Genomic DNA, 22,321 nt, shown 5'->3' with positions numbered 1-22,321 from the left:
CGACGAAGTTATCGACGCCGAAACGCCGGCCGAGATCCACCGCCACCGACGTCGATCCCCGCCTGCCGACACCGGCCGTCGCGCTCGCGACGCGGCGCGCTTGGTCACGAAGTTGATCACGCCGCCCCGCGTCACGACGCCGCTGTCGATGCCGGCCGGCCCGTCAGGATTTCCGCACGCTCCTTGTTCTCGTGCGCCACACATTCTGCTCGCCGGAAATCATCAGGCCGTCGATCCGAATCGAGCGCGCGAGATCGATCGAAAAACCGCGAATCGAAAAGCCCTCGAAGTAACCGACCGGCGCGTAAGCGTTGTTGACGGACGCGTCGCTCCTGACCATGTCGCTCAAGCGCCTCGCCTGCCGCTCATCGATCTGCCAGCGAGCGTGATGACACTCACGGAAGCCGGCGAGCGAGACCTGTACGGCTGCACGCATCACTCCGGAAACGGTAGTTCCGTCTGCCCGTCCGCGCGCATGCCGAACGTGTTCAGCGTCATCGCGACGAGCGCGTAATAGCCGAGCAGCGCAACGAGATTCACGACGGTTTCGTGACCGAAGCGGGCTTGCGCACGCGCGAACGTCGCGTCGCTCACCCGCCGCGTGTCGTACAGCTCGCTCGCGAACGCATGGATGAGCGCGTCGTCGTCCGATTCGAATGCAGGTTCGACGCCGCGCCGGATCGCATCGGCGGTCGCGGCCGGTACACCCGCGTCGAGCGCGATCGGATGGTGGATGTGCCACTCGGCCTGCGAGCGCCAGCGCGCGGCCGTCACGAGAATCGCGAGCTCCGACAGCCGCAGCGGCAGGCCCGTGCGATAGCGGCAGAACGCGCCGAGCTTCTGCGCGTGCTGGGCCAGCTCGGGGCTCGCGATCCAGCCGAGGAACGGCCCGTTCAGGTTGCCGCGCGGGCCGCTGAGGATGTCCGCAAGCACGGCCTTCTGTTCGTCGGTGGCCGACGAGGGATCGAAAGGAGGCAGTCTGTCTGTCATGGTGAAAATTCGCTGAGATCGGGTTTCACGCGCCGGCCGACGCGAGCGCCGCGTCGATCGCGCCGGACAACCGCTCGACGATCGCATCGATCTGCTGCGCGGTGCAGACGAACGGCGGCGCGATCAGGATGTGATCGCCGTGCACGCCATCGATCGTCCCACCCATCGGATACACCATCAACCCGCGCTGCATCGCTTCGCGCTTGACCGCCGCATGCAGCTTCAGCGCGGGATCGAAGGTCGCCTTGGTGTCGCGATCGCGCACGAGTTCGACGCCGACGAACAGCCCGCGGCCGCGCACGTCGCCGACATGCGGATGCGCGCCGTAGTGCTCGCGCAACGACGCGCGCAGTTGCTCGCCGCGCGCCTTCACGTTGTCGAGCAGCTTCTCTTCCGCAATCACGCGCTGCACTTCGAGCGCGGCCGCGCACGCGGTCGCGTGGCCGAGATAGGTGTGACCATGCTGGAAGAAGCCCGAGCCGTCGACGATCGTTCGGTAGATGCGCTCGCTCACCAGCGTCGCACCGATCGGCTGGTAGCCCGCACCGAGCCCTTTCGCGATCGTCAGCAGATCGGGCGCGACGCCGTCTTCGTCGCACGCATACAGGTAGCCCGTGCGCCCCATCCCCGACATGATCTCGTCGAGAATCAGCAGCACGCCGTACTTGTCGCACACCGAGCGAATCTTCTTCAGGTAGGTACGCACCGGCGGCACCGCGCCGGCCGTGGCGCCCACCACCGTTTCTGCGACGAATGCCGCGACGTTTTCCGCGCCGAGTTCGACGATCTTGCGTTCGAGCTCGTCCGCGAGCCGCTGCGCATATGCTTCGTCGGTTTCACCCGCCAACTGGTCGCGGTACGCATAGCACGGGCTCACGTGATGCGCTTCGATCAGCAGCGGCAGGAACGGCTCGCGCCGCCACGCGTTGCCGCCGATCGCGAGCGCGCCGAGCGTGTTGCCGTGATAGCTCTGGCGACGGGCGATGAAATGGCGCCGCTGCGGCTCGCCCTTCTCGACGAAATACTGGCGCGCGAGCTTCAGCGCGGCCTCGATCGCCTCGGACCCGCCCGACACGAAGTACACATGCTCGAGCCCGGCCGGCGCTGCATCGACGAGCCGGTCGGCCAGCTCCTCGGCCACGTCGGTCGTGAAGAACGACGTATGCGCGTACGGCAATTGCTGCGCCTGCCGCTTGATCGCGTCGATCACGCGCTGGTTGCTGTGGCCGAGACACGATACGGCCGCACCGCCGCACGCGTCGATATAGCGTTTGCCGGTCGAATCGATGATCTCGATGCCGTCGCCTGCGACGGCGACGGGCAAGGTGGCGCGCGGGGCGCGATGAAAAACGGTCGTCATGCGTGGCCTCATGGATCAGGATGCGCGGTGTGCGCGTCCGGACGGCACGATGCGCGTCGCGAAGCGCTGCGTGCCGTGTTGATGGACGGTGAAGTCGATCGCGGTGTCGTGAATCGCGAACACCGCGGTCGCCAGCGTGTTTTCGTCGTCGGAGTCGGCCGGATCGTCGCGATAGATCGGCAGTCCTTCCGGCGCACGATCGCCGAGCACGCGCAGCAGCGCGGCTTCGTCGATCGAGTCGATGCCGGGCGTGAGCGCGTCGACGCGTCGCTGGCGGTCGGCCGACGATTGCGTGACGATCTGCGCTTCCCCGTCGCAACCGGGATGCACCAGGTGATTCGCATGGCCCGCAAGCCGTGCGACGTCGACGACCGAACAGCGCGCGACGCTCGCTTCGATACTCAGCACGCGCGTGTCGCCGGTCGCGCCGAGCGTGTGATGAAAGCCGCTCGCGCGCGCATGCGTGCGCAGCACGTCGGCGGCCGCGTCGAGCGACGTCGCGTCGAGCACCGCCCGCGCAAGAATCATGCGCGGCACGCCCGGCGCCGGCGTGCGGATGCGCAGGTTGTTGATCGCCTGCGCGACGCCCGCGCGGTTCGCGGCGAACGTATGCCCCGGCAGCGAACCGGGGTAATAGAAACTGATGAACCCGGGCTTGCCCGCCGGTTGCACGTCGACGAGCAGGCAACGTTCGCGCAGGTACGGATCGCCGTCCTCGTTGTGCGCGATCCAGCGCGTGCCGTCCGCGCCGCGCGCGGCGAGCGTCGTGCAGCCGTCCGGTGCGTTATGAATCAGCTCGCCGCGGCAATTCCACAGAAAAATGTCCTCGGCCGGCCAGCCGACACCCGCCGCGATCCCGTCGAGTTCCGCGACGAGGTCGGGGTACGCGGCCAGCGCGGCCTGCCGCAGCGCATCGACGAACGGATGGCCGCGCCAGCGGCGCACGGCCTGCCATGCACTGCTCTGCTGCATGTACGTATCGAACACGGGACGGGCAAGCTCGCCGAGGCGCACGCCGATGTCGAACGGCGTGCCGGCGATGACGGGAGAAAGGGAAAGCGGCATGTCGGATGTTTCGGTTTCGTTCAGGACACGTGTTTCAGGAATTCCTTCAGGCGCGGCGTCGGCGGCCGGTCGATCAGGTCGACTGGATGGCCGTCCTCGGCAATGCCGCCCTGATCCATGAACAGCAGCCGCGTGCCGACCCGCTTCGCGAAGCCGATCTCGTGCGTGACGACGATCATCGTCATCCCTTCGGTCGCGAGATCCTGCATCACTTTCAGCACTTCGTGGCGCAATTCCGGATCGAGCGCCGATGTCGGCTCGTCGAACAGCATCAGCCGCGGCCGGATCGCCAGCGCACGCGCGATCGCGACGCGCTGCTGCTGGCCGCCCGACAGCTCCGACGGGTAATGATTCGCGCGCGATTCGAGGCCGACCTTGTCGAGCAGCGCCATCGCCTGATCGCGCGCCTCGGCGCGCGACGCGCCGCGCACCTGCATCGGCCCGAACATCACGTTCTCGAGCGCGGTCATTTGCGGAAACAGGTTGAACTGCTGGAACACCATGCCGGCTTCGAGCCGGATGTTGCGGATCGTCGTCGCATTGCCGCGCACGCTCTGGCCGTCGACCAGCAGCTCGCCGCCGGTGATTTTCTCGAGCGCGTTGATACAGCGCAGCATCGTCGATTTGCCCGAGCCCGACGGGCCGACCACGACGACCACCTCACCCGCGTCGATCTTCAGGTCGATGTTCTTCAGCACCGGTACATGGCCGAAGCTCTTCGACACGTTCTGGAATTCGATCATGCTCATAAGATTTTCATCCGCTTTTCGACGAGCCGAAGCGTCAACGTCATCGCGCCGGTCAGTATCAGGTAGATGACGGCCACCGCACTCCAGATCTCGACCGCCTGGAAATTGCCCGCGATGATCTCCTGCCCCTTGCGCGTCAGCTCGCCCACGCCGATCACGATGAACAGCGACGTATCCTTCAGGCTCACGATGCACTGGTTGCCGAGCGGCGGAATCAGCCGCCGGAACGCCAGCGGCCCGACGATCTTCAACAGCACGCGCGGCATCGACAGCCCCATCGCGAGCCCCGCTTCCGTCAGCCCCTTCGGGATCGACAGCAGCGCGCCGCGCACCACTTCCGCGAGATACGCGCCGGAATTCACCGTGATCGCGATGATCGCGGCCGTCAACCCGTCGATGCGGATATGCGCGAGCAGCGGCAATGCGAAATACAGGAACATCACCTGCACGACGATCGGCGTGCCGCGGATCAGTTCAATGTAGACCTGTGCGAGCACGTTCATCGCCTTCGGTCCGTATGCGCGGAACATGCCCGCGATCATCCCGACGACGAAGCCGCCCACCAGCCCGAAAAGTGCGATGAACACCGTCAACCGGACCCCGTCCATCAGGTCCGGCAGCGCCGCCCAGATCGCCGACCAATCGAAATTCACTTGTCGCTCCCCGTTCGATTCAAGACCCGCGCGGCCCCGAGGCCGCGCGCCGATGCGCCGTCACGCTCACATCTTCGGCGGCTCGGCGCCGAACCACTTCTTGTAGATCTGCGCGTAGCGGCCGTCGGCCTTGATCTTCACGAGCGACGCGTTGACCTTCGGCACGAGCGCGCTGCCCTTCGGGAAGCCGATCCCGTACTTGTCGCCGCTGACCGGCTGGCCCGCGACCTTCACCTTGCCCTTGCCTTCGTTGTTCACGAAGAACAGCACGTTCGGCGTGTCGTGCATCGCCGCGTCGACGCGGCCCGCCTCGAGCGCGAGATACGCCTGGTCGATGTTCGGGAACTGGCGGACCTCCTTCGGCTTCAGGTGCGCCTTGATCCAGTCGATCGTCGCGGTGCCCGTCTTCGCGGCGATCACCTTGCCGTTCAGGTCGTCGATCGACTTGATCGACGTATTGCCCGTTTGCACCATCGCGGCGAGCCCGCTGTCGTAATACGGCGCGGAGAAGTCGATCGCCTTCTTGCGCTCTTCCTTGATCGTCATCCCCGACAGCGCGACGTCGATGTTCTGCGTCTGCAGCGCCGGAATCAGGCCCGCGAAATCCATCGGCTGGATCGTGTATTTCCAGCCCTGGTCCTTCGCGATCTCGGCCCACAGGTCGAGATCGAAGCCGACGTACTTGTCGCCCTGCTTGAACTCGAACGGCATGAACGACGTATCGGTCCCGACGACGAGCGTCCTGGTGTCCGCGTGCGCGAGGCTGGCGCCGAGCGCGGCGACGACCGCGACGGCTTTCAGGAAGGAACGGCGACTCATGGTTTCTCTCCGCATGATTGAGCGATGTAACCGGCCGACGGGCCGGCGGAACGACGACATCAAGCCGCACCGCAACATGCGATGTTGAATTAGACCTTAGTGCAACAAGTGTTGTCAATGGCGATACTACGACAACAAAAAAGTCCGCAACAGATAAATGGATCGAGACAAACCCGGCCCCGCGGCGCGGATAGATCGGAAGAAAACGGGAGGACGGCGGAGCAGAACGCCCCGCCGGATCGCACCGCGCCGATGGAGGGCGGCACGGAGAGAGAAGAGGTTGCGCCCGCATCGAACGACAGTCGGGCACGGGACACGGGCGGCGCCTGACGGGCCGGCGTGCATGGCCGGCCTCGCGTCGCCGGTCGGCCGCTTACGGCGTCGCGAAGAACAGCGCGACGACGCACGCCATCCCGCCGAACCACACGAGCGAACGCAGCGACGCCCAGTTCAGCAGGTACATCAGCGCATAGACGATGCGGATCGCGACGAACGCGATCGCGAGCTGATCGACGCGATGCACGTTCGCGCCGTTGTGCCACGCCACCACCAGTGCAGCCGTGAACAGCGCGAGCGCTTCCCACGCATTCTGATGCGCGGCCTGGGCGCGTGCGCGCCAGCCTTCGAGCTTCGCCAGGTACGCGCGCGGCGTGCGGTTGTCGTAACCCTTGCGAGCCTTGGCGAGAAACGTCATCGGGAACGGCAACAGCGCCACGATGAACAGGCACAGCTGGGACGTCGTCATCAAAAGTCTCCTCCGTTATGATTACATTGATCAATGACAAGATCGCCGAGAGCTTAGCATCGTGCCGTGCCGTTCGCGCACCGGTTTTCTAGACGGGAGACTCGGCCGCGCAGGCTGCGGAGGACGTCGCCCGGCTCGCAACGACGCCAAAATTTCCACCAAATCGTCGACAAATACGTTAATTAAAACTGGTCGAACACCAATAATATAGCGCTCAACACTGGCTTGACGCGCGATCGCGCCAAGCCTGCCGGTTCCCCTACGCGCCGCCGTGCGCCGAACGACATCCGACCCGAGCCCTTGCCATGCCCCGTCCAATCGTCGCCCATATCCGCCCCGACGCCGTCCGCCACAACCTCGACTTCATCCGCCGCACCGCCGCGCAATCGCGCGTGTGGGCCGTGATCAAGGCAAACGCGTACGGCCACGGCATCGAACGGATCTTCCCGGGCCTCGCGGCCGCCGACGGCATCGCGCTGCTCGATCTCGACGAAGCCGTGCGCGTGCGCGAACTCGGCTGGGACAAGCCCGTGCTGCTGCTCGAAGGGATCTTCGAGCCGGCCGACGTCGAGCTGGCCGATCGCCATCGGCTGACGGTCGCCGTGCACTGCGACGAACAGCTCGACCTGCTGATCGCCGCGAAGCCGCAGCAGCCGATCGACATCCAGCTCAAGATGAATTCCGGCATGAACCGGCTCGGCTACCGACCGGCCGCGTTCCGCGCCGCATGGGAACGCGCGGCGGGCGCGCCGTCGATCGGCAAGATCACGCTGATGATGCATTTCGCGAACGCCGACGAAGGCGAGGTCGACTGGCAGCTCGAGCAATTCGACGCGACCACGGCCGGGATTCCGGGCGAGCGCTCGGTATCGAATTCGGCGGCCGTGCTGTGGCATCCGCGCGCGCACCGAGACTGGGTGCGGCCCGGCACGATCCTGTACGGCGCGTCGCCGACGGGCGCGTCGCGCCATATCGCCGACACGCCGCTGACGGCCGCGATGACGCTGACCAGCAAGATCATCGGCGTCCAGACGCTCGCGCCCGACGAAACGGTCGGCTACGGCCGCCGCTTCACCGCCGACCGGCCGATGCGGATCGGCGTCGTCGCGTGCGGCTACGCGGACGGCTATCCGCGCCACGCGCCGACCGGCACGCCGATCGCGGTGGACGGCGTGATGACGCGCGTCATCGGCCGCGTGTCGATGGACATGCTGACCGTCGACCTGACGCCGTGTCCGAACGCAGGCATCGGCGCGAGCGTCGAGCTGTGGGGCGACCAGGTGAAGGTGGACGATGTCGCGGAAGCCAGCGGTACGATCGGCTACGAGCTGATGTGCGCGCTCGCGCGCCGCGTGCCGGTCGTGATCGTGCCGCCCGGCGCGTCGAGCCTGCAACCGGCGCTGCGGACGGGCAGCTATGGGCGCTGATCGGCGTTGATGCGGCGGCGCTGCCGCGTCGCCACGCATGCCGCGTCACTTGCGGGCCGCCTCGGGCGGCCCGTTCGCATTCCGGCGGACGGGAAACGCGCGCCGGCGAAAACGCGTCATGGCCCTTCCGGGTCGTTCCCTGCCCGCTTCCGCCGACGCATCACGAACGCCACGTCGGCTTGCGCTTCTCGAGGAACGCGTCGATGCCCTCGCCCGCATCCTCTTCCATCATGTTGCGCGCCATCACGTCGCCCGCATACGCGTAGGCTTCGTCGAGCGGCAACTCGCGCTGGCGGTAGAACATCTGCTTGCCGACCCGCACCGCGGCCGGGCTCTTCGCGACGATCTCCGCGACCTTGCGCGCGACGGCCGCATCGAGCGCGTCCTCGGGCACGGCTTCGTTGACGAGCCCCCACGCGGCGGCCGTCGCCGCATCGACGAAGCGCCCGGTCATCAGCATGTCGAAGGCGCGCTTGGCCGTGACGTTGCGGCTCAGCGCGACGGCCGGCGTTGAGCAGAACAGCCCGACGTTGATGCCCGACACCGCGAAGCGCGCGGTATCGGCCGCGATCGCGAGGTCGCACGCGGCGACGAGCTGGCAGCCCGCCGCCGTCGCGATGCCGTGCACACGCGCGATCACCGGCACCGGCAAGGCGCGCATCGCGAGCATCACGCGGCTGCACTGCGCGAACAGCGTGCGGTAGTAGTCGAGTTCGGGCTTGCCGCGCATCTGCCGCAAATCGTGGCCGGCGCAGAACGCCTTGCCTTCGGCGGCCAGCACGACGCAGCGCACGTGCGGATCGGCGGCAAGCGTATCGAACGCATCGTGCAGGGCCGAGAGCATCGCTTCGGACAACGCGTTGAACTGCTGCGGGCGGTTCAGGCGCAGCGTGACGACGCCGTCGTGCGTGTCGCGCAGCAGAATCGGCTCGGCTGTCTCGTGAATGGGTTCCATGGTGTTCCGCTCGACGGGGTTCGACAGGATTCGATGCGGCGCGGCCGGACGAAAATCGCATCCGTCCGTTCGCGGCATCGTGACGAAATGGTCCTCCACATTCCGCACGACGTCCAGCCGCGTCGCCGTACGCGCCTGCGCGGCACGCCTGCCGGCCGCTGCGCCGTGACCATGCCGCTCGCGCGTCAGCGGCGTCGTTGCGCGGCTTGCGCGCGACCTGCCGTCCTCGCCGCCAGCGCGGCAATCGCATAGGCGACGCACCCGAGCGCCGCGACGGCCCACAGCGCATCGGTCAGATCCGGCAGCAGTATCGTCGCGGCGCCTGCGACGGCCACGCCGAGCAGGCTGCCGGCCTGCCGTGCCGCATTGAGGAACCCGGATGCCACGCCCGCCGCGTCGGCCGGCACCTGTTCGAGCACCGTCGCGATCATCGGCGCCACCGACAGCGCGGTCCCGGTGCCGAATGCGACCATGGCCGTCCAGACCACCGGCCACGGCGCGCGCAGCGCGAGCGCCATCGCGATCGCCGGAACGGCCAGCGCCGCCATCGCGAGGCCGCTTGCCATCAGCCTGACCGGTCGAACACGGTCATGCAGTTTTCCCGACAACAGATTGCCGAACGACAGACTCAGCGCGAACGGCAACAGCGTCAGCCCCGTCTGCCGCGCACTCATGCCGAAGCGCCCGTGCAGGTACAGGCTCAGCACGAACAGCAGCCCGAAGTAGCCGACATAGACGAGACTGCCCATCAGGTTCATCGCGACGAAGATGCGGTTGCGAAACCACGCGAGCGGCACCATCGGATGGCGGGCACGCCGCTCGACGACGACCAGCACGGCGGCAGCGAGCGCGGCGACCAGCAACGCGCACCGGACCTCCGTGGCGCCGGCGCCGCGCGTCGGCAGTTCGATCACCGCGAAACACAGCGCACCGAGCGCCGCCGCACCGACGCACTGGCCGGCCCAGTCGAAGTGGTGCACATCGCGCACGACCGATGCCCGAACGAGCGCCGCCGCGCCGGCAAAGGCCAGCGCGCCGGTCGGCACGTTGATCAGGAACGCGCTGCGCCAGCCGAAATCGTCGACCAGGATACCGCCCAGCACCGGCCCCACTGAGACCGCGACCGACGCGATGCCGGCCCACACCGCGATCGCCCGCGCACGCTCGGCCGGCACGTCGAAGGTGCTGCGCACGATCGCGAGCGACGCAGGCAAGAAAAGCGCGGCGCCCATGCCCTGCACGAAGCGCGCGACCACGAGGATCGCCACCGACGACGCGACGCCGCACGCCGCCGATGCAGCGACGAACAGCGCCAGCCCGGCGAGATACACGTGCTTCGCACCGAACCGGTCGGACAGCGCGCCGCCCGCGAGGATCAGCGCGGCGAAGCTGAGCGTATACGCGTCGACGATCCACGCGAGTTCCGCGACCGTCGCGCCGAGGCTCGCGCGCATCGCCGGCAGCGCCACGTTGACGATCGTCGAATCGAGTACCGCCATGAACATGCCGACCGCGACGAGCGCCAGCGTCCAGCGCTGCTCGCGCGCCGTCGGGCGGCTCGGTGCCGCCGCGGCGACGGGGACGGAAACGGAATGGCAATCGGACATGACACCTCCAGGCAGATGCCGGAAGTCTAGGACCGGGCGCGCGATGCGGAAAAGTGATAACTTCGCATCGGTCTGATGCAGATTTGCATCATCCATTTCCCGCCCGTCGCCGCCTGCCCGATGACACAATCGCTCCGCATGAACTGGGACAACGCCCGCTTCTTCCTCGCGTTGGCGCGCACCGGCACGCTGCGCGGCGCCGCGGCGCAACTGAACGTCGATCAGGCGACGGTCGGGCGCCGGATCGCCGCGCTCGAGGACGAACTGTCGGCCCGGCTGTTTCTCCGCACGCCGTCCCTCTATGTGCTGACGACCGCGGGCGAAGCGCTGCTCGAACCGGCCGAAACGATGGAGCGGGCGTCGCTGACGATCGAACGCCGCGTGATGGGGCTCGACGAGCAACTGGCCGGATCCGTGCGTATCGCCACGACCGACTCGCTCGGCAAGCGTTTCGTCGTCCCCGCCATCGGCCGCTTGCGGCGCAGGCATGCCGGCATCGACGTCGTGTGCGTGACGTCGGCGGAAATCGCCAACCTCACGCGTCGCGAAGCGGATCTCGCGATTCGCACGTTGCGGCCGGAATCGCCGGACCTGATCGTCAGGCGGCTCGGGCATCTCGAAACGGGCATCTACGCATCGCGCCGTTATCTGGCCGAGCGAGGCGAACCGGTCGCCGGTAGCGCGTTCGACGGGCACGATCTGGTGATGTACCAGCAACCGGTGGTGCCCACGATGTGGGACGCGCTGTGCGGCGAACCGACTTCGCGCGGCCGCGTGATGTTCCAGACGTCGTCGACGATGATGCTGGTGGAGGCCACGCTGGCGGGGCTCGGCATTGCGGAGCTGCCGTGCTTTCGCGCCGACACCGAGCCGGAACTGGTGCGCCTCATGGCGCGGCGGTGCAATCATTTCGACGTGTGGCTCGTCGCCCACGCCGATCTCTACAAGACCGCGCGCGTGCAGGCGGTGATCGAGGCCGTCGTCGACGAATTCGCAACTGCGACGGCGGGCCGGTAACCGGCTTCCGGGCCTCTACGTCAGCGCCCGGCCGCGTTCCGCCCCCTCCGCGATGTACGCACGCCCCGCCGCAATTGACCGACGCCGACGAGGAGAAACGCCGCCCCCATCGCGCCGAAAGTCAGCACGCCGCCCCAGATCGCACCGAACGTATCGATCCGCGCGGTCATCCTCGGCGCGTCCGGCGCATAGCGCACCTCCACCGCCGCGCCGTCCTGCACGCTGACGTCGCCGCCTTGCGGATATTCGACCTGCTCGCCCGCGAGCGTCGTAAACGCGATCTCCGCATGATGCGGGCCTGCATTCAGCTTGACGACCTTCCCCGGCACGACGACCGACGTTCGCAGGAACGCAAGCGTCGACTGCGCGTTCAGCGCGACGCCGATCAGCATGCACGTGCCCACGAGGGTAAAAACGACGCCCTTCGCGACCAGCATTCCGGTGTGCTGCGCAGCGGTTCGCCCGGATTCGGATGCCATCGGTTTCGTTCCGTTCCTGATGTTCGTCAATGCCGGGCGTGCGGTACATGATGCACAGCCACGCCGCCCTCGGCATCCGGCAGGATACGAACATCCCGGCGCGCTGTAAATTGCGCACGCAACCGCGTGCCGGGCCCGCCGCGCGTCACCCCGCCAGCTTCTTCAGCGCATCAAGCACCGCATCGCCCTTGAACGGCTTCACGATCCAGCCCTTCACGCCGGCGGCCTTGCCGCGCTCCTTCATCGCCGGGCTGCTTTCGGTCGTCAGCATCACGACGTTGACCGCCGTGTTCGCCAGCTCGCCGCGAATCTTCTCGACCATCGTCAGGCCGTCCATGTTCGGCATGTTCACGTCGCTGATCACGAGGCGCACGCCGGGCGTCGCCTTGAGCTTCGCGAGCCCGTCCTTGCCGTCGACGGCCGTCGCGACGTCGAGCCCGTGATTGCGCAGAAAGCCGGCCACTTCGTCGCGCACCGTGCCCGAATCGTCGACCACCAGAATCTTTGCCATGTCGTATTCCCCTTTCGTCGTTGCTGACTTCAACATTCAAAACAGTTCGAGTTCGCCCGATTCGACCATCGGCCCGACGTCCTGCACCGATTCGCGGAAATCCTCCGGCGACCAGCTCAGGCTGAACACGAAACGCTGATCGAGACAGACCGAGCGTCCCGATGCCGGATCGGTCATCCGGTACTTGAAACAGAGCTGCGGGCAATCGCCGCCGAACGAGATGAACTTCTGCTTGTGATTGACGACGAGCGGCACCTGCACCGGATGGCGCGCCAGCGCCTCGGCGTCGCCGAGATAGCGGTTCTTGAATGCTCCCCACACGAGATTGGTCAGCTCGCCGAGCACGCTGTTCACGTCGCGGAAATCCGGCGCGCGGCCGTCGTCGCGCGTGCGGCCGAGCATGTCGAGCAGCGGCTGCTCGCTCGTCTGCAACAGCATGTAGCCGCGGCACCACGCGCTTTCGAGCGCGATCAGGCTGAACACCTCGCCGAAGATGATCTGGTCGCGGACGATGCACGGCGTGTCGTGCTCGATCGCCATGCCCGGGAACAGGCTGTCGATGCGCGCCTCGGTGATCTCCGAGATGCCGCGCACGAACGCATTCGGGTAGTCGCGGCCGAACAGGTATTCGTCGATCGCGCGCTCGAGCGGCGTCATGTCGTCGGCGACGTAGGCCGCGCACGCGACACGGGCGAGCGCATCGGGCAGCCCGTCGCGCGACGCGAGCGACTCGCGGCGCAGGATGATCGGCAGCTCGGGCCGCAGCGCGTCGATCTGCGTCGCGATGATCGCGCTTTCGGCCGGCGAACCGCCGTAATCCTCGGCCAGCAGGATCGCGCCGAGATCGATGTTCGAGCGCAGCACCTTCAGCAGCCGGCTGCGCCGCACGGTCAAGCCGACCAGGTTGTGCTCGTCGCAGAAACGCTTGATCGCGTCGGCATGCACGCGGCTATCGTCGAGCACGAGCACCTTGCTGACGGGTTGGTCTTCGGTCATCTGATGGATTCCTGATGGTCGGTCAGAACAGTTCGAGCTCGCCGCCGGTTTCCGCCGTGGCCCCTTCCGGCACATGGAAATCGACGGGCGCGTTCGCGCACACGCACAGCGTCGCGCCGACCCGCACGTCGCCGTCGAGCGTCAGGTCGTACGCGGCCACGTAATCGGGCGCGAGCACGCGCATGTAGTCGATGCTCGCGCCGCTCAGCAGGTAAGGCGTCGACATCCCGAGATCGGGAAACGGCACGGTCAGCGCCTGGTTGATCGCGCCGCAACACAGGTTCGCGACTTCCATGAACGCTTCGGTCAGCGGCCGCTGGCTGCTCGTGCCCGCCGTCGTGCCTGCGAAACGGCGACGGGTCGCGTCGTCGTCGCTGAAGCGCAGCGCGAGCAGTAGACGAAAATGAAGCGCCGAAATTGTCAGCACAACGACATGCTCGGGTACTGTCGGTTTCGATCGCGACTTCGCATGCGCGCGATCGGGCGCGTCGTGTTCGTGTTCGGCGGCCGGCCGGATGTCGCACGCACCGCCGGCTGCGAGCCGCGTGCGCGCGGCATCGAAAAAAATCCGCTCGAAACCGGCCCTCGCCTGCGCGCTGATCACGCGGCCTCTCCTTCGATTCGCGCGTGCAGTTGCCCGGCCAGCGTCTCGACGGTCGCGAGCGCGGCCGTGATCATCTTTCCGCCGGCCTGGATGTCCTGGAACGTCGCGGCCGTCACGAGATCGTTGCGGTTCAGGCTGTCGCGATAGCTGTTCGACAATTGCTGCGAGCGCGCGGCCAGCCCACGCACCTCGCTCGCGACGATCGAGAAGCCGCGCCCGGCCGTGCCCGCGCGCGCGGCCTCGATCGACGCGTTCAGCGACACGATCGACACGTGCGCGACGATCGCCGACAGCTCCTGGTTCTTCGAGCGCATGTCCTGGTTCTGCGTGGTCAGCGAGATCATCTGCTCGTGCCAGCGCTCGAACGTGCCGGCGAGCCCGCGCAGGCGCGCGGCTTCGTCGGCGATCTTCATCGCGTGCTGCGCGAGCGCCGCGCGGTCGGCCGACAGCGTCTGCAACGCATCGCGCTGCTCGCCGTTCGCGGATGCCTCGCGCGTCAGCGCCTCCTCGAGCTGCGCCTCGCGTTGCGCCCATGCGTCGGCCGCTTCCGCATGCGCCGACGCCGTTTCCTCGGCGCGTGCGCGGGCTGCGTCGAGCGCATCGCGCAACGCGTCGGCCTCGCGCGCCAGCGCCGCGACGAGCCGCCTGCGCGTCACGCGCAACACGACCGCGGCCGCCGCCGCGACGACCACGCCGCCCGCCAGCGCGGCGGCCATCTGAATCATCCACGCCTGCACGATCACGCCGTCACTCCGCAGCGCCGATATCCGCGCTGCGCGCCCGCTGCGCGTGCCCCGCGCCATGCGCGGCACCGTCCGCCGCGAAGCGCGCCGGCAGCGACACGATCGTCTCGAACGCGCGATACGGCGCGCCGACGCGATCGTCGGTGAAGCGCAGCGCGATATCGCCGCCGTCGCGCTTCAGGAAATTGCGCACCGCGTCCATGCCGACGCCGCGCCCGGATACCTCGGTCACCGCCTGCGCGGTCGAGAAGCCCGGCCGGAAGATCAGCTCCGCGACATCCTCGTCGGACAGCGCCGCTTCGTTGTCGGCATCGATCCAGCCGCGCTCGCGCGCGATGCCGCGAATCCGGTCGAGCGCGAGGCCGCGGCCGTCGTCGCCGAGCACGAACCACAGCTCGCCGCCGCCTACGCCGACCGCGATGTCGATCGTGCCGGACGCCGGTTTTCCGGCCGCGCGCCGCGCGTCGGACGATTCGATCCCGTGGTCGATCGAATTGCGCAGCAGGTGCATGAATACGTTCTTCAGCGTCGCGACGATCTCGGTGCGCACACGCTGGCCGTGGCTGTCGATATGCACGACGGGCGCCGGCTTGCCGAGCTCGGCCGCGAGCGACGGCAGCGACTCGATCACGCCGCCGAGCGCCTCGCCGATGCCTTGGGTGCCGAGCTGGCTCAGCATGCGCCGCACCGCATCGCGCGCCGCGTGCCAGTCGGGCGCATTCGCCGGATCGGCGCCGTCGAGCACGCGCAAGCTCTCGCTGATGTGCGCGCGCTCGACCATCAGGAAATCGGCGCCGCTTTGCGCCGGCTCGCTGCCGCGGCCGAGCGTGACCGCGTTGATCGTCGCGTAGTGGTCGACGGCTTCGCGCACGCGCGCCAGATCGTCCATCAGCGCGTCGCGGTTCCATTCGGGGCCGCTGTCCGCGCGCCGCAGCGATTCGTACGCCTGCTCCGCTTCGTGGACGATGTTCGTCAGGTGCTGGAGGCTGTAGGTGCGCGCATTGCCCTTGATCGTGTGCATGTTGCGGAACAGCGCCGCGACGATCGAGTGATCGACGCGCTCGTGCTGGCGGATCATCCGCTCGTTCTCGCTGAGGAAGCCCTTCGCGCTGTGCACGAAGTCGTGGAACTTGTCCTGGCTGATCGACAGGATCTCGCCGATCATCTCGAGGCGCCGCTGCTGCTCGCCGGCCTGCGCGGTCAGCTCGCGGATCTCGGTCACGTCGCGCACGCACAGCATCAGGCGCACCACCGTGTCGGTCTCGTCGGTGATCGCCGACCAGCTCAGATCGAGCCATTTCTCGCGGCCGTCCGGCATCCGCTTCGCGACTTCGTTGACGAGCAGGTGCTCGTTGAACGCGAAGTTCATGCTGTCTTCGCCCAGGCACGCGTGCACGGCCGCATCGACCTGCGAACGCGCGTCGGCGCCGATCGCCGAATCGTCGAAGACGAGCGCCATCAGCTCGCGGCCGGCGATGTCGTTCGTCTCGAAGATGGTTTCGAGGTACGCCGAATACTCCGCATGCACGACGCCGCCTTCGACGACGGTCAGGATGCCCTGTTGCATGTTCTGCAGCATCGCCTGGATGTCGGCCGTCTTCTGCTTCAGTTGTGCGGCGTTCTCCTGGATCTTCTCGATCATCCCGTTGAACGCGACGATCGAATGGCCGATTTCGTCCATCCGGCCCACCGGCACGCGGCGCGTGAAATCCTGGCTCGTCGCGATCTCGCTCATCGCCGTCTGCATCCCGATCAGCGGGCGCGTGATCTGGCGATACAGCACGAAGCCGAGCGCGGTCAGCAGCACGATCACCGTGCCGGCGACGGCCGCGATCGCGGTCGCCGTGGTCGCGAGCATTCCGTTCAGCGCGCCGATCGCGTCGTCCTTCTGGCGGTTCTTCTCGACGCGCAGCGTGTCGACGATGCTTTCGAGTTCGTCGCGATACTGCGCGACGTTCGCGAACAGGTAGGCCTGCGCCATCTCGGCCTTGCCGTCCGCCTTCATCTTCACGGTGTCGTCGATCGCCGCGAAATAGTTGGCGGCGCTGTCCTTCGCCTGCGTGACGAGCCCTTCCTGCGCGCGGCCGACCGCCGATTTCGCCTGCGCGTCGAGTGCGGCACGCAATGCGGCCTGCTTCGCCTTCAGCTCGTCGCGCGTCTGCGCGGCGGTGTTCGCGTCGGGCGCGTAGACGAGCGTCATCGTCGCGATCTGGATGTTCTTCACGTCGGCGACGAGATCCGCCGACGCGAGCGCGCTCGGCACGATTCCCTGGGTGACCTGACGCACCTCGGATGCGCTCTTGCGCGTCTGGTACACGGCATAGATGCCGATCGCGGACAGCGCGAAGAACGTCAGGACGACTAGTAGCGTAATGCGATGACGGATGGTCATGAGTACAGCTCCCCGCAGCGATCCGGCTTCGATCGCCCTTTGGTCTAATGAAAGAATATGAGCGGCGAATTATCGGGGATGGTGTATGACTGTCCGATGACCGAAAATCAATCGTTCATTGAGGAAATTGAAATGAATAATTGCGAGGGGAAAAATCTAAAGTTTTTCGCGGACTTGCCGTTAACTTCACGCCGCCATACCCGGTATGGCCGCAGCGCTCGACGCATCGCCCGAATAGCGGATATTCATCGTTTTATTCATGCTCCGCAAAATCCGTTTTATTGAATGCCGGTAAAACGTTTGCGCATTATCGGCGCGCCGGTTCGTTTTGGTATTTTTTTAATAGTCGATGCGGCGTTCGCCCGGCAGGTTCGTGGATGTCGCCGCTGCATGATCCGCCGTTCAGCCTTCGCTCGGTTCGGCGAGCCAGTCTTCGAATTGCAGCCGCGGAACACGCGCGAATTCGCGGGCGTTGTGCGTGACGAGCACCAGGTGCCGGGCGCGTGCCTGCCCCGCGATCAACGCGTCGTAAGGGTCGATCGGTGTGCCGGCCGCGATCAGATGCGCACGAATTTCACCCGCATGCTGTGCATCCTCGGTGTCGAACGGCACGACCTCGAATTGAAGCGCGTCGACACGCGCGACGTTCGCTGCCGCTCGCTGGCTCTTGTACGCGCCGTAATAAAGCTCATGCGCGACGATCGCCGGGATCCCGAAATCGGCCGGCTGCCAGGCATGCAGACGGGCCAGCATTGCCGGCTCGCCCTTGAGCATGGCGATCACCGCGTTGGTGTCCAGCAGGAACTTCATTCGAACACATCCTGGCCCGAGCGCTCCTGAGCGGACGGCTGCGTGGTCGCGGCAGCCTCGAAGTCGGCATCGACCGGGCCGATCAGCGGCCTCAGCCATGCCCAGTCCTGCGGCACCGGTTCCAGAATGACGGACGCCCCATGGCGGCGAATGCGCACCTCGGCCGTATCGAAGCGGAAATCCTTCGGCAGCCGGACCGCCTGCGAGCCGCCATGCTTGAAGATCTTTGCCGTATCCATCGTCGCGCCCTTACGTATCTACAAAACGTATCTATTTTATCAACTGCACGCGAGAATGAGGAGTCGTCCGATCGGCCTGCTGTCGAGGAATTGTCGGGGTGTCGGCCCATACCTGGCCGCGTGATGTCGCGATCCGTTCCCGCAACGAACCGCAGCCCCGATTCGTTCCCGCAAGGAAATAATCAATCCCTTCGCGGCGATTCCCCTCCCGATCCGCCCGCTCTAGACTGTCGCATCGTTCCCTTTCTGACCCACGCAATGACCGACGCCCAGCCGCTGACCACCGATCCCGATTCCGGCCTTCGATATCTGCTGCGTCCGGCCACCGGCCGCCCGGCCGGCCGCCTGTTGCTGCTGCACGGCGTCGGCGGCAACGAAACCAACTTGCTGAACGTGGCCGACGCCATCGATCCGCGCATCGAAATCGCGTTCCTGCGCGGCCCGCTCACGTTCGGGCCCAATCAGCATGCATGGTTTCCGGTGCGTTTCGGCCCGAACGGCCCTGAAATCGATGCGGCGCGTGCCGATGAGAGCCGCGTGCAACTGATCACGCTGCTGCACGCACTCCGCGCGCGGGATGGCGCGGTCCCCGCGTTGACGACCGTGATCGCCGGCTTCAGCCAGGGCGGCATCATGAGCGCGAGCGTCGGCCTCACGTCGCCGGGCGACGTGAGCGCGTTCGCCGTGCTGTGCGGCCGCATCCTCCCGGAAATCGATCCGCTGATCGCGCCGCGCGATGCGCTACGGCCGCTTCACGCGCTGATTGTGCATGGACGCTTCGACGACAAGCTGCCCGTCGCGTGGGCGGACAAGGCCGAGGCGAAACTCGCGGCGCTCGGCGTCGCGCACGACACGCGGCGGTATGCGGCCGGACACGAGCTGACCGCGGAGATGGCCGGCGATTTCGGCCGATGGGTCGCCGAGCGCGTCGGCTTGAGCTGAACGGGAACCGAACTTGAACCGAACGCACCGCAGGCGCCGGCCCGCAAACGGACCGGCGCCTGCGGAGCACGGCATTACACGTTCTGCGCAGGCTCGGCAACGGCACGCGCGGATGCGGACATCGCCGCCGCCTGCTCGCGCACGGCCCCGCGCTTCGCCAGCTTCCAGCCAATCACCAGCGCGAGCACGACGACCGGAATCATCGCGACGGTCCACGTGCCGCCCGGATAGTCGAACGCCATCAGCACCAGCACGGTGACCAGAAACCCGAGCGTGAGCCACGACGTGAAAGGCGCGCCGGGCATCCGGAACGACACCGGGCTCAGTTCGCCGCGATTGACCGCGCGGCGGAACAGGATCTGGCACATCACGATGAAGCCCCAGGTCGTGATGATCCCGAGCGACGCCATGTTCAGCACGATCTCGAACGCCTGCGCCGGCACGATGTAGTTCAGCGGCACGCCGATCGCATTGACCGCGACCGTGACGAGGATTCCGCCGTAAGGCACACCGCGCGCGTTCATCCGCGACACGAAGCGCGGCGCCGAGCCGCCCATCGCGAGCGAGCGCAGCACGCGCCCGGTCGAATAGAGGCCGGAATTCAGGCTCGACAGCGCGGCGGTCAGCACCACGACGTTCATCACCGTGCCGACGTACGGCACACCGAGCTTGCTGAAGAACGTCACGAACGGGCTTTCGTGCGCGCTGTACGCGGTCCACGGCAGCAGCATCGTCAGCAGCACGACCGAGCCGACATAGAACAGCGCGATACGCCACATCACGCTGTTGATCGCCTTCGGCAACACCTTGCGCGCATCGGCGGTCTCGCCCGCGGCGACGCCGACGAGCTCGATGCTCGCGTAGGCGAACACGACGCCCTGCACGATCAGCACGGCCGGCAGGACCCCGTGCGGGAAGATCCCGCCGTGATCCGCGACGAGATGCAGCCCCGGCATCTGGCCGGCGACCGGGTGTCCGCTCGCGAGAAAGACGGCGCCGACCGCGAGGAATAGCGCGAGCGTTCCCACCTTGACGATCGAGAACCAGAACTCCATCTCGCCGAACACCTTCACGCCGATCATGTTCATTACCGACACGATCCCCAGCGCGCCGAGCGCGAACACCCATTGCGGCACGTCGGTGAACACGGCCCAGTACTTCATGTAGATCGCGACCGCGGTGATGTCGACGATACCGGTCGTCGCCCAGTTCAGGTAGTACATCCACCCGGCGACGAACGACGCGCGTTCGCCCATGAACTCCCGTGCGTACGACACGAAGCTGCCGCTGGTCGGCCGGTGCATCACGAGCTCGCCGAGCGCGCGCATGATCAGGAACGCGAACACGCCGCACACGAGATACACGAGCGCCAGCGCGGGGCCCGCACTCTGCAGGCGGCCACCCGCGCCGAGGAACAGGCCGGTGCCGATCGCGCCGCCCATCGCGATCATCTGCACGTGGCGCGGCTTCAACTTCTGCTCATAGCCGGCCTCGTGCGACGCGAACATCGCATCGCGGTCGGCATGACGGGGATCCGCGCCGCCGGCCATCTCGGCCGGGCGCTCGCTGGCGTGCTTCATGGTGTGTCTCCGTTTCTTGATGTATCGCGCCCGTCGACGAGCGCTGCGGGGAACCTGCGGGGAACGGCCGCGCGCGGGCCGCCGGCGGCATGGGCCGGCGCCGCGCGGCCGGAATCAGTACGCGCGCGGCCGGATCAGCGCTTCGGGGTGCAGCGCCTCGTCCAGTTGCGCGTCGGTCATCAACTGGTGATCCAGCACGACTTCGCGGATCGACTTGCCGCTCTCGTGCGCTTCGGCGGCCACGGCGGTCGCGCGCTTGTAGCCGATGTACGGATTCAGCGCGGTGGCGAGCGCGACCGAGCGCTCCATCGTCTCGCGCAGCCGTTCCGGATTCGCGGTGATGCCGCTCACGCATCGCTGCGCGAGCGTCGTGCAGGCGGCCGTCAGGTGGCTGAAGCTGCGGAACAGCGCGCTCGCGATCACCGGTTCGAATGCGTTGAGCTGAAGCTGGCCGGCCTCGGCCGCGAAGGTGATGGTCAGGTCGTTGCCGAACACCTCGAACGCGACCTGGTTGACGACTTCCGGGATCACCGGATTCACCTTGCCCGGCATGATCGACGAGCCGGCCTGCACCGGCGGCAGGTTGATCTCGCCGAAGCCCGCGCGCGGGCCGCTCGACAGCAGCCGCAGGTCGTTGCAGATCTTCGACAGCTTGACGGCGATCCGCTTGAGCACGCCCGACACCTGGACGAACGCGCCGCAATCCTGCGTCGCCTCGATCAGGTTCGGCGCGGTGCTCAGGTCGAGCCCGGTGATACGGCGCAGCGCGGCCAGCGCCTTCTCCGCGTACTGCGGATGTGCGGTGATGCCGGTGCCGATCGCGGTCGCGCCAAGATTGATCTCGCGAATCAGCCAGCCGGCCTCCTGCAGCCGCGCGATGTCTTCCGTCAGCATGACCGCGTAGGTCGAGAATTCCTGGCCGAGCGTCATCGGCACAGCGTCCTGCAATTGCGTGCGGCCGAGCTTCAGCAAGCCGGCGAACGCGTCGGCCCGCTCCGCGAACGCATCGCGCAGCCGCGCCATCGCTTCGAGCAGATGTTCGACCGCGAAGCACGTCGCGATCCGGATCGCGGTCGGATAGACGTCGTTGGTGCTCTGCGCGAGATTGACGTGCTCGTTCGGGTGCAGGTATTCGTACTGTCCGCGCGCGTGCCCCATGATTTCGAGCGCGCGGTTGCAGATCACCTCGTTCGCGTTCATGTTGGTCGACGTGCCGGCGCCGCCCTGGATGACGTCGACGACGAACTGGTCGTGCAGCCGCCCTTCGCGGATCTCGACGCACGCGGCGGCGATCGCATCGCGGTACGGCCGCGGCAGCAGCCCGAGTTCGCAATTGGCGTCGGCCGCCGCTTCCTTCACGGACACGAGCGCCATCACGAGGTACGGCAGCGACGCAATGGTGCGGCCGGAAATATCGAAATTCTCTTTCGCGCGCAGCGTGTGGACGCCGTAATAGGCGGCATCCGGAATACTTCGTTTGCCTAAAAGATCCGCTTCGACGCGGAAGCCGTTTTCGGTCATCGTGCCCTCCTGGATGTCTCGTGCCGCTCGTCGTTCGCCGCTTGCCGACGCGACGGGTTCGCATTCTATGCCTTTGCAAAAACAAGCTCCCTTCTGTATTATCGAAAGCGGTTTTGC

The 22,321-nt window shown here is 66.9% G+C and carries 23 protein-coding genes and 1 pseudogene; 4 read left to right on the top strand and 20 right to left on the bottom strand.

The features are described from left to right. Positions 1 to 7 precede the first annotated feature (7 nt). The 8 genes and pseudogenes from C4B30_RS07835 to C4B30_RS07800 form a co-directional block, all read right to left on the bottom strand. A pseudogene (locus C4B30_RS07835) lies at positions 8 to 432 on the bottom strand (TonB-dependent receptor plug domain-containing protein); the annotation flags it as partial. Between the two features lie 3 nt (positions 433 to 435). Further along, complete coding sequence (locus tag C4B30_RS07830) at positions 436 to 990, bottom strand: carboxymuconolactone decarboxylase family protein (protein WP_105132284.1); 555 nt, start codon at positions 988 to 990, stop codon at positions 436 to 438. Between the two features lie 25 nt (positions 991 to 1,015). Beyond that, the gene (locus tag C4B30_RS07825; RefSeq protein WP_105132283.1) at positions 1,016 to 2,350 is read right to left on the bottom strand and encodes an aspartate aminotransferase family protein; all 1,335 of its coding nucleotides are present in this window, start codon (positions 2,348 to 2,350) and stop codon (positions 1,016 to 1,018) included. Between the two features lie 15 nt (positions 2,351 to 2,365). After that, positions 2,366 to 3,415 carry a C45 family autoproteolytic acyltransferase/hydolase gene (locus tag C4B30_RS07820; protein WP_105132282.1) on the bottom strand — a complete coding sequence of 350 codons (1,050 nt, stop codon included), beginning with the start codon at positions 3,413 to 3,415 and terminating at the stop codon, positions 2,366 to 2,368. A 20-nt stretch (positions 3,416 to 3,435) separates the two neighbouring features. Next, entirely contained in the window at positions 3,436 to 4,164 is a 729-nt protein-coding gene (gene glnQ / locus C4B30_RS07815; RefSeq protein ID WP_027782757.1) for a glutamine ABC transporter ATP-binding protein GlnQ, read from the bottom strand. Beyond that, positions 4,161 to 4,817, bottom strand: coding sequence for a glutamine ABC transporter permease GlnP (gene glnP / locus C4B30_RS07810; protein ID WP_105132280.1), 657 nt, complete (start codon positions 4,815 to 4,817; stop codon positions 4,161 to 4,163). The genes glnQ and glnP overlap by 4 nt, the downstream gene beginning before the upstream one ends. A 66-nt stretch (positions 4,818 to 4,883) precedes the next feature. Then, positions 4,884 to 5,636: a glutamine ABC transporter substrate-binding protein GlnH gene (gene glnH, locus C4B30_RS07805; RefSeq protein WP_027782755.1), complete on the bottom strand. Its 753-nt coding sequence runs from the start codon at positions 5,634 to 5,636 to the stop codon at positions 4,884 to 4,886. Positions 5,637 to 6,009: 373 nt separating this feature from the next. Next, positions 6,010 to 6,381: an MAPEG family protein gene (locus C4B30_RS07800; protein ID WP_027782754.1), complete on the bottom strand. Its 372-nt coding sequence runs from the start codon at positions 6,379 to 6,381 to the stop codon at positions 6,010 to 6,012. A gap of 305 nt (positions 6,382 to 6,686) precedes the next feature. On the opposite strand from C4B30_RS07800, the gene alr reads away from it, so the two are divergent. After that, a complete protein-coding gene (alr, locus tag C4B30_RS07790; protein ID WP_027782753.1) occupies positions 6,687 to 7,808 on the top strand; it encodes an alanine racemase in 1,122 nt (373 codons plus the stop codon). A 160-nt stretch (positions 7,809 to 7,968) separates the two neighbouring features. Here the strand turns inward: alr and C4B30_RS07785 are convergent, their stop codons facing one another. Continuing rightward, positions 7,969 to 8,763 (bottom strand): enoyl-CoA hydratase, encoded by a 795-nt coding sequence (locus tag C4B30_RS07785; RefSeq protein WP_105132315.1) that lies wholly within the window; start codon positions 8,761 to 8,763, stop codon positions 7,969 to 7,971. 185 nt (positions 8,764 to 8,948) lie between these two features. After that, positions 8,949 to 10,370: an MFS transporter gene (locus C4B30_RS07780; RefSeq protein WP_105132278.1), complete on the bottom strand. Its 1,422-nt coding sequence runs from the start codon at positions 10,368 to 10,370 to the stop codon at positions 8,949 to 8,951. A gap of 138 nt (positions 10,371 to 10,508) precedes the next feature. On the opposite strand from C4B30_RS07780, the gene C4B30_RS07775 reads away from it, so the two are divergent. Then, complete coding sequence (locus C4B30_RS07775) at positions 10,509 to 11,387, top strand: LysR family transcriptional regulator (protein WP_199779060.1); 879 nt, start codon at positions 10,509 to 10,511, stop codon at positions 11,385 to 11,387. 20 nt (positions 11,388 to 11,407) lie between these two features. Here the strand turns inward: C4B30_RS07775 and C4B30_RS07770 are convergent, their stop codons facing one another. The 6 genes from C4B30_RS07770 to C4B30_RS07745 form a co-directional block, all read right to left on the bottom strand. Further along, positions 11,408 to 11,866: a DUF3592 domain-containing protein gene (locus tag C4B30_RS07770; protein ID WP_105132277.1), complete on the bottom strand. Its 459-nt coding sequence runs from the start codon at positions 11,864 to 11,866 to the stop codon at positions 11,408 to 11,410. A 145-nt stretch (positions 11,867 to 12,011) separates the two neighbouring features. Next, positions 12,012 to 12,377: a response regulator gene (locus C4B30_RS07765; RefSeq protein ID WP_006486240.1), complete on the bottom strand. Its 366-nt coding sequence runs from the start codon at positions 12,375 to 12,377 to the stop codon at positions 12,012 to 12,014. Positions 12,378 to 12,413: 36 nt separating this feature from the next. Next, complete coding sequence (locus tag C4B30_RS07760) at positions 12,414 to 13,373, bottom strand: chemotaxis protein CheX (RefSeq protein ID WP_105132276.1); 960 nt, start codon at positions 13,371 to 13,373, stop codon at positions 12,414 to 12,416. A 22-nt stretch (positions 13,374 to 13,395) separates the two neighbouring features. After that, positions 13,396 to 13,977, bottom strand: a complete 582-nt coding sequence (locus C4B30_RS07755) for a hypothetical protein (protein WP_105132275.1) — start codon at positions 13,975 to 13,977, stop codon at positions 13,396 to 13,398. Then, entirely contained in the window at positions 13,974 to 14,702 is a 729-nt protein-coding gene (locus tag C4B30_RS07750) for a methyl-accepting chemotaxis protein (protein ID WP_105132313.1), read from the bottom strand. The genes C4B30_RS07755 and C4B30_RS07750 overlap by 4 nt, the downstream gene beginning before the upstream one ends. Before the next feature lie 22 nt (positions 14,703 to 14,724). After that, positions 14,725 to 17,112 (bottom strand): MCP four helix bundle domain-containing protein, encoded by a 2,388-nt coding sequence (locus C4B30_RS07745; RefSeq protein ID WP_105132274.1) that lies wholly within the window; start codon positions 17,110 to 17,112, stop codon positions 14,725 to 14,727. A gap of 57 nt (positions 17,113 to 17,169) precedes the next feature. Between C4B30_RS07745 and C4B30_RS07740 the strand changes: the two genes are divergently transcribed. Then, positions 17,170 to 17,397, top strand: a complete 228-nt coding sequence (locus C4B30_RS07740; RefSeq protein ID WP_105132273.1) for a hypothetical protein — start codon at positions 17,170 to 17,172, stop codon at positions 17,395 to 17,397. 117 nt (positions 17,398 to 17,514) lie between these two features. Here C4B30_RS07740 and C4B30_RS07735 read toward each other — a convergent pair whose 3' ends face one another. Both C4B30_RS07735 and C4B30_RS07730 read right to left on the bottom strand, forming a co-directional pair. Then, positions 17,515 to 17,922, bottom strand: a complete 408-nt coding sequence (locus C4B30_RS07735; protein WP_089501567.1) for a type II toxin-antitoxin system VapC family toxin — start codon at positions 17,920 to 17,922, stop codon at positions 17,515 to 17,517. Further along, on the bottom strand, positions 17,919 to 18,161 hold the full coding sequence (locus C4B30_RS07730) for an antitoxin (RefSeq protein ID WP_105132272.1): 243 nt from the start codon (positions 18,159 to 18,161) through the stop codon (positions 17,919 to 17,921). The genes C4B30_RS07735 and C4B30_RS07730 overlap by 4 nt, the downstream gene beginning before the upstream one ends. Before the next feature lie 258 nt (positions 18,162 to 18,419). Between C4B30_RS07730 and C4B30_RS07725 the strand changes: the two genes are divergently transcribed. After that, positions 18,420 to 19,103: an alpha/beta hydrolase gene (locus C4B30_RS07725; protein ID WP_105132271.1), complete on the top strand. Its 684-nt coding sequence runs from the start codon at positions 18,420 to 18,422 to the stop codon at positions 19,101 to 19,103. Positions 19,104 to 19,177: 74 nt separating this feature from the next. Here C4B30_RS07725 and C4B30_RS07720 read toward each other — a convergent pair whose 3' ends face one another. Both C4B30_RS07720 and aspA read right to left on the bottom strand, forming a co-directional pair. After that, entirely contained in the window at positions 19,178 to 20,683 is a 1,506-nt protein-coding gene (locus C4B30_RS07720) for an amino acid permease (protein WP_105132270.1), read from the bottom strand. 114 nt (positions 20,684 to 20,797) lie between these two features. After that, entirely contained in the window at positions 20,798 to 22,204 is a 1,407-nt protein-coding gene (aspA, locus tag C4B30_RS07715; RefSeq protein WP_105132269.1) for an aspartate ammonia-lyase, read from the bottom strand. Positions 22,205 to 22,321 lie beyond the last annotated feature (117 nt).

The organism is Burkholderia sp. BE12 (assembly GCF_002959955.1).
Taxonomy (GTDB): Bacteria; Pseudomonadota; Gammaproteobacteria; order Burkholderiales; family Burkholderiaceae; genus Burkholderia.
Note: the sequence above shows the minus strand (reverse complement) of the source record. Positions and strands in the feature narration are given on the sequence as shown.

Coding starts and splice junctions, on each gene's coding strand:
- C4B30_RS07830 (WP_105132284.1), bottom strand. CDS start 990: ATGACAGACAGACTGCCTCCTTTCGATCCCTCGTCGGCCACCGACGAA.
- C4B30_RS07825 (WP_105132283.1), bottom strand. CDS start 2,350: ATGACGACCGTTTTTCATCGCGCCCCGCGCGCCACCTTGCCCGTCGCC.
- C4B30_RS07820 (WP_105132282.1), bottom strand. CDS start 3,415: ATGCCGCTTTCCCTTTCTCCCGTCATCGCCGGCACGCCGTTCGACATC.
- glnQ (WP_027782757.1), bottom strand. CDS start 4,164: ATGAGCATGATCGAATTCCAGAACGTGTCGAAGAGCTTCGGCCATGTA.
- glnH (WP_027782755.1), bottom strand. CDS start 5,636: ATGAGTCGCCGTTCCTTCCTGAAAGCCGTCGCGGTCGTCGCCGCGCTC.
- C4B30_RS07800 (WP_027782754.1), bottom strand. CDS start 6,381: ATGACGACGTCCCAGCTGTGCCTGTTCATCGTGGCGCTGTTGCCGTTC.
- alr (WP_027782753.1), top strand. CDS start 6,687: ATGCCCCGTCCAATCGTCGCCCATATCCGCCCCGACGCCGTCCGCCAC.
- C4B30_RS07785 (WP_105132315.1), bottom strand. CDS start 8,763: ATGGAACCCATTCACGAGACAGCCGAGCCGATTCTGCTGCGCGACACG.
- C4B30_RS07780 (WP_105132278.1), bottom strand. CDS start 10,370: ATGTCCGATTGCCATTCCGTTTCCGTCCCCGTCGCCGCGGCGGCACCG.
- C4B30_RS07775 (WP_199779060.1), top strand. CDS start 10,509: ATGAACTGGGACAACGCCCGCTTCTTCCTCGCGTTGGCGCGCACCGGC.
- C4B30_RS07770 (WP_105132277.1), bottom strand. CDS start 11,866: ATGGCATCCGAATCCGGGCGAACCGCTGCGCAGCACACCGGAATGCTG.
- C4B30_RS07765 (WP_006486240.1), bottom strand. CDS start 12,377: ATGGCAAAGATTCTGGTGGTCGACGATTCGGGCACGGTGCGCGACGAA.
- C4B30_RS07760 (WP_105132276.1), bottom strand. CDS start 13,373: ATGACCGAAGACCAACCCGTCAGCAAGGTGCTCGTGCTCGACGATAGC.
- C4B30_RS07750 (WP_105132313.1), bottom strand. CDS start 14,702: ATGATTCAGATGGCCGCCGCGCTGGCGGGCGGCGTGGTCGTCGCGGCG.
- C4B30_RS07745 (WP_105132274.1), bottom strand. CDS start 17,112: ATGACCATCCGTCATCGCATTACGCTACTAGTCGTCCTGACGTTCTTC.
- C4B30_RS07740 (WP_105132273.1), top strand. CDS start 17,170: ATGAGCGGCGAATTATCGGGGATGGTGTATGACTGTCCGATGACCGAA.
- C4B30_RS07735 (WP_089501567.1), bottom strand. CDS start 17,922: ATGAAGTTCCTGCTGGACACCAACGCGGTGATCGCCATGCTCAAGGGC.
- C4B30_RS07730 (WP_105132272.1), bottom strand. CDS start 18,161: ATGGATACGGCAAAGATCTTCAAGCATGGCGGCTCGCAGGCGGTCCGG.
- C4B30_RS07725 (WP_105132271.1), top strand. CDS start 18,420: ATGACCGACGCCCAGCCGCTGACCACCGATCCCGATTCCGGCCTTCGA.
- C4B30_RS07720 (WP_105132270.1), bottom strand. CDS start 20,683: ATGAAGCACGCCAGCGAGCGCCCGGCCGAGATGGCCGGCGGCGCGGAT.
- aspA (WP_105132269.1), bottom strand. CDS start 22,204: ATGACCGAAAACGGCTTCCGCGTCGAAGCGGATCTTTTAGGCAAACGA.